Annotated in this window: 10 protein-coding genes; 7 read left to right on the top strand and 3 right to left on the bottom strand. The window is 64.7% G+C overall.

The features are described 5' to 3' along the window. Positions 1-20 precede the first annotated feature (20 nt). Complete coding sequence (gene purD / locus PBT88_RS20020; protein WP_270077040.1) at positions 21-1,289, bottom strand: phosphoribosylamine--glycine ligase; 1,269 nt, start codon at positions 1,287-1,289, stop codon at positions 21-23. Here purD and xseA point away from each other — a divergent pair. From xseA to PBT88_RS20005, 3 genes are read left to right on the top strand one after another with little or no spacing between them, the layout of a single operon-like run. Further along, positions 1,288-2,754 (top strand): exodeoxyribonuclease VII large subunit, encoded by a 1,467-nt coding sequence (gene xseA, locus PBT88_RS20015; RefSeq protein ID WP_270077039.1) that lies wholly within the window; start codon positions 1,288-1,290, stop codon positions 2,752-2,754. The two genes, purD and xseA, sit on opposite strands and share 2 nt — an antisense overlap. A gap of 25 nt (positions 2,755-2,779) precedes the next feature. Next, on the top strand, positions 2,780-2,983 hold the full coding sequence (locus PBT88_RS20010) for a DUF2093 domain-containing protein (protein ID WP_270077038.1): 204 nt from the start codon (positions 2,780-2,782) through the stop codon (positions 2,981-2,983). After that, positions 2,980-3,933, top strand: a complete 954-nt coding sequence (locus PBT88_RS20005; RefSeq protein WP_270077037.1) for a M23 family metallopeptidase — start codon at positions 2,980-2,982, stop codon at positions 3,931-3,933. The genes PBT88_RS20010 and PBT88_RS20005 overlap by 4 nt, the downstream gene beginning before the upstream one ends. 9 nt (positions 3,934-3,942) lie before the next feature. Here the strand turns inward: PBT88_RS20005 and PBT88_RS20000 are convergent, their stop codons facing one another. Then, a complete protein-coding gene (locus PBT88_RS20000) occupies positions 3,943-4,479 on the bottom strand; it encodes a hypothetical protein (protein ID WP_270077036.1) in 537 nt (178 codons plus the stop codon). A gap of 231 nt (positions 4,480-4,710) precedes the next feature. Between PBT88_RS20000 and PBT88_RS19995 the strand changes: the two genes are divergently transcribed. From PBT88_RS19995 to PBT88_RS19985, 3 genes are all read left to right on the top strand, one after another. Then, on the top strand, positions 4,711-7,776 hold the full coding sequence (locus PBT88_RS19995; RefSeq protein ID WP_270077035.1) for a TonB-dependent receptor domain-containing protein: 3,066 nt from the start codon (positions 4,711-4,713) through the stop codon (positions 7,774-7,776). A gap of 41 nt (positions 7,777-7,817) precedes the next feature. Beyond that, positions 7,818-9,005, top strand: a complete 1,188-nt coding sequence (locus tag PBT88_RS19990) for an aspartyl/asparaginyl beta-hydroxylase domain-containing protein (protein ID WP_270077034.1) — start codon at positions 7,818-7,820, stop codon at positions 9,003-9,005. A gap of 115 nt (positions 9,006-9,120) precedes the next feature. Further along, the gene (locus tag PBT88_RS19985) at positions 9,121-9,402 is read left to right on the top strand and encodes a hypothetical protein (RefSeq protein WP_270077033.1); all 282 of its coding nucleotides are present in this window, start codon (positions 9,121-9,123) and stop codon (positions 9,400-9,402) included. A 2-nt stretch (positions 9,403-9,404) separates the two neighbouring features. Here the strand turns inward: PBT88_RS19985 and PBT88_RS19980 are convergent, their stop codons facing one another. Next, positions 9,405-11,006, bottom strand: a complete 1,602-nt coding sequence (locus tag PBT88_RS19980; RefSeq protein ID WP_270077032.1) for a tetratricopeptide repeat-containing sulfotransferase family protein — start codon at positions 11,004-11,006, stop codon at positions 9,405-9,407. Positions 11,007-11,086: 80 nt separating this feature from the next. On the opposite strand from PBT88_RS19980, the gene PBT88_RS19975 reads away from it, so the two are divergent. Continuing rightward, entirely contained in the window at positions 11,087-12,595 is a 1,509-nt protein-coding gene (locus PBT88_RS19975; RefSeq protein ID WP_270077031.1) for a putative 2OG-Fe(II) oxygenase, read from the top strand. Position 12,596 lies beyond the last annotated feature (1 nt).

Raw genomic sequence — 12,596 nt, 5'->3', positions numbered from 1 at the left:
GACCCGCTACGCCGCGCGGGTCAGCCCTGCGCGACCTCCCGCCAGCCGATATCCCGGCGGCAGAAGCCGGTCGGGAAATCGAGCGCATCGACGGCGCGATAGGCGGCTGCCTGGGCCTCGGCGACGGTGGCCGCGCTCGCCGTGACCGCAAGCACGCGCCCACCGGCGGAGACCAGCCCCTGGGCATCGTTGCGCGTGCCGGCGTGGAAGACATGCGCGCCGTCTGTCTCGGCGGCGGCAATGCCGGCGATGGTGCCGCCGGTCTGCGGCGCATCGGGATAGCCCTTGGCTGCCATCACGACGGTCAGCGCCGCCTCGTCCTTCCAGCGCACCGGGCGCTCCGCCAGCGTGCCGGTGGCGGCGGCGTGGAGCAGGGGGAGCAGATCCTCGTCCAGGCGCAGCATCAGCACCTGGCATTCGGGATCGCCGAAGCGGACATTATATTCGATCAGCTGCGGGCCGGTCTCGGTCAGCATCAGGCCGGCGAACAGCACGCCGGTGAAGGGTGTGCCGGCCGCCGCCATGCCGGCGATCGAGGGGCGGACGATCTCCGCCATCACCTGGGCCTCCAGCGCGGGGGTCAGCACGCGGGCCGGGGAATAGGCGCCCATGCCGCCGGTGTTGGGGCCGGTGTCGCCGTCGCCGACGCGCTTGTGATCCTGGGCGGAGCCGAGCGGCAGCACCGTCTTGCCGTCCGACAGCGCGAAGAAGGAGACCTCCTCGCCCTCGAGGAACTGCTCGATCACCAGGCTGGCACCGGCCGCGCCGAAGCGGCCGCCGAGGATGTCGTCGATCGCGGCCTCGGCCTCGGCGGTGGTCGTCGCGATGATCACGCCCTTGCCGGCGGCGAGGCCATCGGCCTTGATCACCACCGGCACGCCGAAGCGCGGCAGGACCGCCTTGGCTTCGCTCGCGTCGGTGAAGGCGGCATAGCCGGCAGTCGGCACGCCGGCCCGGTCGCACAGCGCCTTGGTGAAGCCCTTGGAGCCCTCGAGCTGCGCCGCCGCCGCCGACGGGCCGAACACCGCGAAGCCGGCATCGCGCAGCTTGTCGGTGAGGCCGTCGACCAGCGGCTGCTCCGGCCCGACGACGACCAGATCGATCGCCGCCTCGCGGGCGAAGGAGAGGATCGCATCATGGTCGGACAGCGCCAGCGGCACCAGCGCGGCATGGTGGCCGATGCCGGGATTTCCGGGTGCGGCATAGAGTTTGGTCAGCGCCGGCGATTGCGCCAGCTTCCAGGCGAGCGCATGTTCACGGCCCCCCGAGCCCAACAACAGGACATTCATGGCCGACCCCTTCGCTCCATATGATGACGCCGCGCTCCTAGCCGAGGAGGCGCCGGGCGACAACGCACCTGCGCTGTCGGTGTCGGATCTGTCCGGCGCGCTCAAGCGGACGGTGGAGGATCGCTTCGGCCATGTCCGCGTGCGGGGTGAGATTTCCGGTTTCAAGCGACATGTGTCGGGCCATTGCTACCTCGCGCTGAAGGACGACAAGGCGGTGATCGACGGGGTGATCTGGAAGGGGCAGGCGGGATCGCTTCGCTTCCGGCCCGAGGATGGCGCCGAGGTGATCTGCACCGGCCGGCTCACCACCTATCCGGGGCGCTCCAAATATCAGATCATCATCGACCGGATGGAGTTGGCCGGGCAGGGCGCGCTGATGGCGCTGCTCGACAAGCGGCGCCGCGCGCTGGCCGCCGAAGGCCTGTTCGACGAGGACCGCAAGCGCGCGCTGCCCTTCATCCCGCGCGTGATCGGCGTGGTGACTTCGCCCACCGGCGCGGTGATTCGCGATATCCTCCACCGGCTGGCCGATCGCTTCCCGAGCCGGGTGATCGTGTGGGGCGTGCCGGTGCAGGGCGAGGGCGCGGCCGACAGGATCGCGGCGGCGGTCAATGGCTTCTCCGCCCTGCCCGCGGATGGCCCGGTGCCGCGCCCCGATCTCGTCATCGTCGCGCGCGGCGGCGGCTCGATCGAGGATCTGTGGGCGTTCAACGAGGAGGTGGTGGTCCGCGCCGTCGCCGGCTGCACGATCCCGATCATCTCGGCGGTCGGCCATGAGACCGACACCACGCTCTGCGATTTCGCCGCCGATCGCCGCGCGCCGACGCCGACCGCGGCTGCCGAGATGGCGGTGCCGGTGCGTGCCGATCTGCTCGCGCATATCGGCACGCTCGGCGGCCGGACGGGGGCGTATGCGCGCCGCTATCGGGAGCGCGCGCAGGAACGCTTTGCCGCCACCGCCCGCCGCCTGCCGACGCCGGACACGCTGCTCGGCCCACAGCGGCAGAAGCTCGACGATCTCGGCGATCGATTGCCGCGCGCGCTGTCCCGCCGGCTGGCGGTGGCGGGGGGGGAGCTGGCCCGGGCGGCCGGCGCGCTGCGCCCGCGCCTGCTCGCGGCGCGGGTCGAGAAGGAGCGGACGGCGCTCGATCGGGTCGGGCTGCGACCGCAGCTGGTGACGGCGCGAATCGCCGACGGCCGTGCCCGGCTCGATGCACTGTGGCGGGTCGCGCAGAGCCTCAACCCCGATCTCGTGCTCCAGCGCGGCTATGCCCGCGTCGAGGCGGACGGGCATGTCGTCGCCAGCGCCGCGCGCGCGCGCGAGGTCGGGGCGATGCGGCTGGTGTTCGCCGATGGTGGGGTCGATGTCGTCGCCACCGACACGCCGTCGCCGCGCACGAAGCCCAGGCCGGCGCCGGCCTCCGCGCCGGCCCCGGCATCTTCCCTTCAGCCGCGCCTGCTGTAGAGGGGGGACAGGAAGGAATATGCCCATGTTGATGTCGCAAAGCGATCGCGAGGCGCGGCTGCGCTATATGGCCAACAGCTTCCGCGTGCTGGTGCCCGGCGATCATGTCACCTGCGCGGTGTCCGGCGAGCGGATCCCGCTCGACCGTCTGCGCTACTGGAGCGTCGAGCGGCAGGAGCCCTATGCCTCGGCCGAACTGTCCGCGAAGGCCGAGTTCGCCACGCGATGAGGCCAGCCGGGCGCTGGGGACCGGGTGGTGCGCTGCTGCTCGCGCTCGGCGGTTGCGTCGCGCCGCCGCATGGCGCTGCACCGCTGTCCCGGCCGGTGGTGCCCGGGACCGCGCCCGCGCCCGAACTGCGTCCCGGTGTCGCGCTGCCGGCCTCGCCCGGCCCATCGGCCGGTTTTGCGTTCACCGGCACGATGCGCCAGGGTGGGATGCTGATCGGCATCGCGCCGCGGGGCACCGTGTCGCTCACCCTCGATGGGGCCGATGTACCGATGGCGGGCGACGGGCGCTTCCTGATCGCCTTCGGCCGTGACCATGGGCCGGCTGCGACGCTGATCGCCGCGCGCGCGGACGGCGCGCGCGTCACCGATCATCTGGTGATCGCGCCCGGCACCTATCGGATCGAGGCGCTGCCGATCCCCAAATATCAGCAGCCCGAGGCCGAATTCCTCAAGATCCGCGCCGGCGAACTCGCCCAGATCAAAGCTGCGCGCGAGACTGCGGAGACGGTGCGGAGCGACGGCTGGCGGCAGGCGTTCCTGTGGCCGGCGAACGGCCGCATCTCTGGTGCCTTCGGTGCCCAGCGCGTCTATAATGGCGAGAAGGGCAGTTTCCATTCGGGTGAGGACATCGCCGTGCCGACCGGCACCCCGGTGCGTGCGCCGGCCGACGGCGTGGTGATCCTCGCCGCCACCGGCGCCCCCTTCACGCTGGAGGGGCATCTGCTGATGGTCGCCCACGGCATGGGCCTGGACAGTGCCTTCCTGCATCTCAGCCACATCGACGTGAAGGTCGGCGATGTGGTGCGCCAGGGCCAGGTGATCGGCGAGAGCGGCATGACCGGCCGCGCCACCGGCCCGCATCTCCACTGGGCGCTCACCTGGCGCGGCGAGCGAATCGATCCCAAGCTGGTGGCGCCGGCGATGGAGGAATTGGCCACATCGCCGAAGTGAGGCCGCTGCTCAGCCGACCCGGCGCACGCGGACGCCCGGCGCGCGGGATACGCTGAGAATATAGCTGCCGAGCGAGGCGCGCTTGATCACCACCGGATCGCCGGAACGCGGCGAGCGCGACAGGTTATTGGTATCGATCTGCTGCCACACGGCGCCATCCTGCAAGTGGAAGGTCCACTGATCGCTGGCATCGGACTGCGCCGATGCGATGACGCCGTCGATCTGGTTGACGGCTGGCATGGATGCTCCGTGACTACGGAAGATCGAAAGGTCTGGCAGGCCGAAGCCGAACAACGAACGGTTGGTCTTCTCGATCTCCTGCCGATCGACGACGATGATATCCGCCTTCTTTTCCGCCGTCAGCAGTTGGTCGGCCGCCTGATCGTAGCAGGCAAGCCGGGAGGGACTGTCCACGATCGCCTTGCAGCGGGCCAGTTCTTTCACGGGCGCGACTTCGGCGGCGGGCGGCATGTTCGGCTGGCGGGCACCAGCTGCGCTGCAGAGCAGCAGTGCCATGCCGTTGCACATCAGCAACACAGCTCTCATCTCGAATGCCTCCCGTTTCCAGCTTGGCGCCATATCCAGTGCAAAACTGCGGATTTGTCCAGCGGGCAGTGGCACTGTGTCTCATTTGCTACAGCAGAATTTCAACGGTTTGCGACTGCGAATAAAATCTTGCGACAATGTTTCCCTCCCGCATAACTGTTGCACAGACGGTCAACCAAAACGCCCATGGGGAAAATGAGGCGTGATCGCGTAACCAAGGGGACGTCACCTATGTCACTCGATTTCCGCGGGCGCCTGCTTGCGTCTACCATCGTCGCCGGTTCGGCGCTCATCTCGGCCCCGGCCTTCGCCCAGGCTGCTCCTGCCGCGACCGATGCTCCGCCGGTTGCCGCCTCCAGCACGATCAGCAGCGCGCCTGCCGCCGCTGCCGCTCCGACATCGGGTGGCGAGATCGTCGTCACCGGTTCGCGCATCTCCAACCCGAACCTGACGTCGATGACGCCGGTCACCGCGGTGAGCTCGGCTGAAATCAAGTCGCAGGGCAATGTTCGCATCGAAGACATGCTGAACTCGCTGCCGCAGGTGTTCGCAAGCGAGGGCTCGACCGACGCCAACGGCGCATCGGGCATTGCGACCGTCGATCTTCGCGATCTCGGCACCTCGCGCACGCTCGTCCTGATCAACGGCCGCCGTCTCGGCGCTGGCGACCCGACCGACATCGCATCGGATCTCAACTTCATTCCGGGCTCGCTGATCAAGCGCATCGACGTGCTGACCGGCGGCGCCTCGGCGACCTACGGTTCGGACGCGCTCGCGGGCGTCGTCAACTTCGTCCTCAATACCGATTTCGAAGGTTTTCAGCTCGACGCGCAGAACTCCTTCTATAATCACGACAACAACTACAACAACGCCGACTATAATGGTGATCTTGCAGCGCGCGGCTTCACTCCGCCCAAGGGCATGACCACGGACGGATCGATCAAGACCGTGACCGCCACCTTTGGTGCGGGCATGGATGATGGCCGTGGCCATGTCACGGGCTATGCCAGCTGGCGCAAGGTGAACGCGATCACCCAGGGTGATCGCGATTACAGCTATTGCGGCTTTTCTGCCGAAACCTCGGGCGGTAGCCCGTACCACACCTGCGGTGGTTCCTCGACCTCGGCTTACGGCCGTTTCCGTCGCACCGTGCAGACCGGCACCACCATCACCGGTGCGCCGATCTACAGCCCGACCGGTGCCAGCTTCACCGCCAACCCCGCCGCGACGTCGACGGTCCCGGGTGGTTTCGGCACCTACAGCTCCGCGCGCGACGGCTATAATTTCAACCCGGTCAACTATTTCCAGCGTCCCGACACGCGCGTGACCGCGGGCCTGTTTGCCAATTATGACGTGAGCGACGCGTTCAAGCCGTACATGGAATTCATGTTCATGGACGATCACACCGAGGCGCAGATCGCCGCGTCGGGTGCGTTCTATGGCACCGACTTCCTCGTGAACTGCGACAACCCGCTGCTCACCTCGGGCCAGGCTTCGCAGCTTTGCGGATCCAACGCCGGCACCTCGACCCTCCAGTCGCTCTACATCGGCCGTCGTAACGTCGAGGGCGGTGGCCGCGTCGACGATCTGCGCCACACCGACTACCGTGCCGTGCTGGGCGCCAAGGGCGAAATCGCCAAGGGCATCACCTACGATGTCTATGGCCAATATTGGAAGTCGCTCCTCAGCGAGGAGTATAAGAACGACTTTTCGCGCGTTCGCCTGAATCGCGCTCTCGACGTCGTCAACGTCAATGGCGTGGCGACCTGCCAGTCGGTGGTGAACAACACCGATCCGAATTGCGTTCCCTACAACATCTTCTCGACTGGCGGCGTCACGCAGGCGGCACTCAACTATCTGCAGACTCCGGGCTTCCAGAGCGGCAGCAACACCGAATATGTCGCCAGCGGCACCATCTCGGTCGATTTCGGCCAATATGGTCTTCAGTCGCCTTGGGCGAACAGCGGTGTTCAGGCCGTGTTCGGCGGCGAGTATCGCAAGGAGAGCATCGCGCTCAACCGTGACGCGGAATTCCTGACGGGCGATCTCGCCGGCCAGGGCACGCCATTCGGTCTGCCTGATGTCAGCGGCAGCTATGACGTGAAGGAAGGCTTCACCGAATTCTCGCTGCCGGTCGTGAACGACAAGCCGCTGATCGAGACGCTCGCTTTCGACGCTGCCTATCGCTACTCGTCCTACAGCCTCCAGGGTACGACCAACACGTACAAGATCTCGGGCGAATATGCCCCGATCAAGCAGATCCGCTTCCGCGCGGGCTACAGCCGTGCGGTTCGTGCGCCGAACACGATCGAGCTTTTCGCAGCACCGTCCGTGGTCCTCTTCAGCGGTCAAGACCCCTGCGCCGGCGCTAGCCCCTCTGCCAGCCTCGCCGCATGTCAGCTCTCTGGCGTGACGGCGTCTGAATATGGCAACATCGATGACAATGCGGCCAATCAGTACAACCAGCAGACGTCCGGCAATGCCAACCTGAAGCCCGAAAAGAGCGACACGATCACCGCCGGTGTCGTGCTCAACCCGATCCGTAACCTGACCATGTCCGCTGACTTTTACAGCATCAAGGTCAAGAACGAGATCGGCACGATGGGTGCCCAGTATATCCTCAACCAGTGCACCGCGGGCGATACCTCGGTGTGTGGCCTGATCCATCGCGGTGGTGATGGTTCGCTGTGGACGGGTGCCAGCTACGTCGCCAACCCGACGCTGAACCTCGGTTCTGAGAAGACCCGTGGTGTGGACGTGGCCGTCAACTATAAGGTCAATGTCTTCTCGCACTCCTCGATCAGCTTCTCGCTGAACGGCACCTATCTCGATCAGTTCAAGATCCTCCCGGTTCCGGGCGGCACGAGCTATGATTGCGCTGGCGCATTCGGCTTCAGCTACTGCGGCACGCCGCTGCCCAAGTGGCGCCACACCGCTCGCCTGACGTACCAGATCAACGATGCGATCGGGATCCAGGGTGCATGGCGCTTCTTCAGCGGCACCACCAACGACGAGATCAAGATCGATCATCTCGCCGTCTGCGTCGATGGTACTGCGAACCCGGATGGCTGCGTCAACAAGGCCGTCTCGAAGATCAAGCCGCAGAGCTACTTCGATCTGTCGGTGGTCTCGCGGATCGGTGACAACTACACCCTCCGTGTCGGTGCGCAGAATCTGTTGGACAAGGATCCGCCGATCCTCGACTCCAATTATTCGAACAACGGTTCGAACACCTACGCTCAGGTCTATGACTCGCTCGGTCGCTACATCTACGCGGCGATCCAGCTGAACTTCTGATCTCGATCGGAAGCTGATATCGGGGGATGGCGCGTCGAAAGATGCGCCATCCCTTTTTATTTGCGAAGCGAGTATTGGGCGAAATGAACCCGGATCTTCACCGTGCGACCGACGCCGCACTCGCCCGGGGGCAGGTGATGCAGGCCGTGGCGCTCCTTGAAGAGGGATTGCTCACGGCGCCCGGCGATTTCGCGGGTTGGATGAAACTGGCGGCACTGCGGCGACGCACCGGCCAGATGCCCAGCGCTCTCGATGCGGTCAATGCGGCGCTCGCCGCGCGTCCGAATGATTTCGTGGGATTGCTTCTCAAAGGCAGTCTGCATGAGCAACTCGGGGATGCAGATCGCGCTGCGGAAATCTATCGAGCGGTAGTTTTTCACGGCAGAGCCGAAGTGCAATTGCCCGCGGCAATGAAAGCGCAACTCCAAAGAATTAACGTTTTTTTGGAGCGCCATAGAGCCAATGTCGAATCGCGGCTTGCTCTCACTGATACACTCGATGACGCCCACCGCATGCGAGCGCGTCGTTTCGCCGACAATGTCCTAGACCGGCGGCCGGCCTATCATCAGGAGCCGACGCATTATCGTTATCCCGGCCTTTCCGATATCGAGTTCTTCGATACGAATCACGGCGAATTGCGCGATCGGCTACGGCGCGCTTTCCCCGACATCCTCGCCGAATTTCATGCGCTCGCGGTCGCCCATGCCGATCGGCAGCGTCCGTATGTGGATCTTGCGCCAGGGCAGCCTGCCGCGCAATGGTCGGCTCTCAACCGTTCGACGGACTGGAATGCGTTCCATCTCATCCGTTACGGCGATCATGATCCGGTGAATGCGGCTGCCTGCCCGCGGACGATCGCCGCCTTTGCGGGCCAGGAGCAGGCGGTCATTCCGGGGCTCGGCCCTAACCTCATGTTCTCGCTGCTTGCGCCGCACACTCATATCCCAAGCCACCACGGCGTGGCGAACTTCCGCGTCGTTTGCCACCTGCCGTTGATCATTCCTCCCGGCTGCCGCTTTAGAGTCGGCGGGGACACCCGTGAGTGGCAAGCTGGTGAGCCATGGATATTCGACGATACCATCGAGCACGAAGCGTGGAACGACAGTAATGAACTTAGGGTCGTCTTGATCGGCGACCTCTGGCGCCCTGAGCTGGATGATCAGGATCGTGCGATCGTCCAGGATTTGATGCAAGCTCAGGCCACGGGAAGAAATTTGGGCGGACTGTGATTGCGATCGATATTTACTCATCATCTGGTCATGAACAGGTTTGGCCTGCTAAGATGGCACTTCCCAATGCTGGAAAAAAATGAGTGGGTCTCTCATCAGGGCAGGAGTTTGTGAAATGAAGCTCGCTGATGTCATATTTGCATGTGCATTGTTGTCCATCCCGGTCGCTGCTCTTGCGGATGACGCTGTAACGCCGGTCGCCTCCCCCGCTATTCCGGCAACCAAGGACGCGAAAGATCCCAACCGGATCATCTGCAAGACCGAGGATCAGATCGGATCGAGAATTGCTACGACCAAGGTCTGCCTGACCGCCGCACAATGGCGTGATCGCGCGTTTCATGCCGGGCAATGGGCAGAGCATCAGGAGACTTACAATAGCCAGCCTAACGGCCGGTAGGTTCAGGCGTAGCCGAGGCGTTCGATCCACGGCTTGAGGATCGGTTCGACAGTGGCGAGTTGGCGTTCGTAACGACGCCAACCGCCGGAGCCATCATAGAGCCCCTTGCGGACCTGGGTGGTGCTGGCGGTCGATACGCCTCGCCGGTTGGCGGTGCGGTCGAAGCGGCGCAATTCCTCCTCCCAAGGCACGCCGAGGAAGCTGCACAGAGCCTGCGTGGTCGCATCGAAATCGCGGACCAGCAGCTCGTAGCGCAGTTCGAAGGCATTGATTGGGAGGGTTGCGAGAGACCGTTCGATAACCCGCTGAGTCAGCGCATAGTGTTTCGCAGTGCTTTCCAGCGTGGCGAAGGCCATGGTGCCAGCATTGAAGGCAAAGCTCGTGTGGAAACAGCTCCACACGACGTCACGCGGATCGCGACGCATGATTACCGTCTTGGCGTCAGGAAACAGCTTGGCGATGATTGGCAGCCGGCCGCCTTTGAACGGGTCCATGTCGACGAACAGTTTGCCGGTCAGCGATTCCCTGGCCGCTTCCGTGGCGTGGGTCCAATAGGCTTCGCGGAAGACTGCGAGTTGTTCTTCGGGTAGCGAGGCGAAGCGCGATAGGCCGTCGGTATCCTCTTGATAGGCGCGATCAACCATACCCAGCGTCCGCCGTTCCTCGATCGCAACCGCTCCCGGCAACGTCGCCAGGATATTCTCGGCAAGTGTCGTGCCTGAACGCGGGTAGCCGGTTAGGAAGACATGGATTGCGGCAGGGCCAGTCGACGTCGGCGTGCCGCGCCAGAGCGCCGGATCCGCTGCTTCCAGAGAATCGCCAGTTTTCTGAGCCGCGTCCAGCGCGTCGTGATGATTTTTGCCCAAACGTGCGCTGTTCTCGGTGTGGAACAGGGTCTGCGCGGCGGCATATGTCAGATAGGCGTCGTCATAGCGGCCAGCCCCTTCATACGCATCGCCCAGCAGGGTGCGGGTGCTGACCAATATCTCGCGATCGTCCAAGCTGCCAATGGTCACGGGTTCGAGCAGGGCGATGGCGTCGACGAAACGTTTTTCCTCTATTGCCACCAGCGCGAGTGCATTGTGAGCGGTGACATTGCCCGGATCAAGCCGCAGCGCCTGCGTCGCATGGTGCGTTGCGCTTTCCCGGTCGCCGCGTCGGGCAAGGCTCGCGCCGAGCGAAGCATGGGCGGCGGCATTGCCCGGCTCAAGCTCGATGGCACGACGAAAATCGTCCGCCGCATCGGCCAACGCACCGCCGCGCTCGAAGGTCGAGCCGCGCTCGAACCAAGCAGCGGCATAGCTGGCGTCCAGTTCGATGGCGCGCTGGAACGATTCGACTGCCGAGCGCAATCCGCCCGCTTTGCGTAGAACGACGCCCAGCGCAAGATGGAGCGAGGGGTCGGTGGGCCATGTCGCGAGAGCATCGCGGATCACAGCCTCGGCTTCTTCGAGGCGACCATCCTCCTCATGGCGCCATGCCACCAGATTGAACACCAATGGTTGACGGATGCCCTTCGCTAGCGCGCGTGATGCCAAGGCGGCGGCCGATGGAAGGTCTTCGCGGTCCAGAGCGCGTTCGATTTCGGCGATTTCGTCCAGCATAAATCCTCTCTAGCGGCTCGCCAGTGCCGATCCAAGGGCCTTGCTCTTGTCCTGAAGCCGCATTTTGCTAGGCAAAAGATATGAACGAACGCCGCCAGATCGAACGACGATTGGCCGATCCGAGGCCATTATCGGTATCGGCGCTGGCCGATCTCTCTCTTGATGCCCTCGACCATGGGCTTTTCGAGGCGATCACGGCTCGGATCACGCAAGCGATTGCTGCTGGTGCCAAGGACGCACGGCTATACCAGATCCTCGGATTGGCGCGCCGGGGGGTTCTGGACGGACGGGGGGCAGTGGCGGCATTCGAGCATGCCGTTCGTCTTGCGCCGAAGGATGCGCTCGTCGCCCATGGCCTCGCACGGTCGACTTGGGAAGCGGGGATCCCGGCAACGGCTTTCTATGACAGGGCTCTCAGGCTGGCGCCGACGGATGCGAGCATGCTGGTCGGCCGGGCGGCCGCCCTCGTCGCCGAACAACGTGGAAACGATGCGATCGCTGCGATGACCAGCATATTGGAGGAAAATCCCGGTTGGCACGAAGGTCATGCGGCGTATGCACGGATTCATGCCGCTTCGAGGATGACGGGTGACGGGACCGCCACGGTTCGGGCAGCGCTGGCGCGTTATCCGGGCGATCCTTCGTTATGGCGGCTTCTGCTGAGCATGCTGCTTGATGCACGTCGGTATGTCGAGGCAACCGAGATGGCGCGTGCTGCCAGCTCCCGGCTGGGCGAACAGCAGGAATGGCGCCGGGTCGAGGCGATTGGGCTCAGTGAGGCTGGCGAAGCGGAGGCCGCGCAGCGCTTGTTCGATCGGCTTACTCTCACTAACTCCGCTGCGGGGCTTATCCGTCCGCTTCGCAATCTCATTCGCATGGGGCGCTTCGATGAGGCGACTGCCATGGCCGAGCGGGCCTTTCCGATGCAGGAGGAGGTCATACTCTGGCCCTATCGCAGCCTGCTTTGGCGGTTAGTCGAGGATGATCGGTGGCACTGGCTTGAGGGCAATCCCAGGCTGGTCGGCGTGTATGATCTGGGTCTGTCCGCCCAGGAGATCGCCGCATTGGCAGATATGCTGCGGGCGCTGCATCGTCGCTCAGGCGAATTTCTCGATCAGTCGGTGCGCGGCGGCACCCAGACCGACGGCAACCTCCTCGCCCGCGCCGAACCGGAGATCCGCCAGCTCCGCGATGTGCTGCTGGAAGCGGTGTCGGCCCATATCGCGCAGCTACCGCCAGCAGTTGTGGGACATCCAACGCTGATCGACCCGCGAGCGCCGGTGAGAATTGCGGGCGCATGGTCGGTCCGCCTTTCGGGTGCTGGTTTCCATGTCGACCATGTTCATCCGCAGGGCTGGCTCAGTTCGGCATTTTACGTCGCCCTGCCCAATGGCACGAACCAAGCGAGCCAAGAGGGTTGGCTCGCCTTTGGCGAGTGCCGAGATATCCTGCCGACACTCGATGGTTTCCGTCAGGTCGAACCCGCAGCTGGACGACTGGTCTTGTTCCCATCCACGATGTGGCACGGAACGCGCCCTTTTCCGGCGGGCGAACGCATGACGGTCGCGTTCGACATCGCTCGCCCCTGAT

The organism is Sphingomonas abietis (genome assembly GCF_027625475.1).
Lineage (GTDB): Bacteria > Pseudomonadota > Alphaproteobacteria > Sphingomonadales > Sphingomonadaceae > Solisphingomonas > Solisphingomonas abietis.
This window is presented reverse-complemented; position numbering and strand designations above follow the sequence as displayed.

Bases quoted from the DNA above. Each gene is read 5' to 3' on its own strand.
- purD (WP_270077040.1), bottom strand. From the start codon at position 1,289: ATGAATGTCCTGTTGTTGGGCTCGGGGGGCCGTGAACATGCGCTCGCC.
- PBT88_RS19980 (WP_270077032.1), bottom strand. From the start codon at position 11,006: ATGCTGGACGAAATCGCCGAAATCGAACGCGCTCTGGACCGCGAAGAC.
- PBT88_RS19990 (WP_270077034.1), top strand. From the start codon at position 7,818: ATGCGCCATCCCTTTTTATTTGCGAAGCGAGTATTGGGCGAAATGAAC.
- PBT88_RS20005 (WP_270077037.1), top strand. From the start codon at position 2,980: ATGAGGCCAGCCGGGCGCTGGGGACCGGGTGGTGCGCTGCTGCTCGCG.
- PBT88_RS20000 (WP_270077036.1), bottom strand. From the start codon at position 4,479: ATGAGAGCTGTGTTGCTGATGTGCAACGGCATGGCACTGCTGCTCTGC.
- xseA (WP_270077039.1), top strand. From the start codon at position 1,288: ATGGCCGACCCCTTCGCTCCATATGATGACGCCGCGCTCCTAGCCGAG.
- PBT88_RS20010 (WP_270077038.1), top strand. From the start codon at position 2,780: ATGTTGATGTCGCAAAGCGATCGCGAGGCGCGGCTGCGCTATATGGCC.
- PBT88_RS19995 (WP_270077035.1), top strand. From the start codon at position 4,711: ATGTCACTCGATTTCCGCGGGCGCCTGCTTGCGTCTACCATCGTCGCC.
- PBT88_RS19975 (WP_270077031.1), top strand. From the start codon at position 11,087: ATGAACGAACGCCGCCAGATCGAACGACGATTGGCCGATCCGAGGCCA.
- PBT88_RS19985 (WP_270077033.1), top strand. From the start codon at position 9,121: ATGAAGCTCGCTGATGTCATATTTGCATGTGCATTGTTGTCCATCCCG.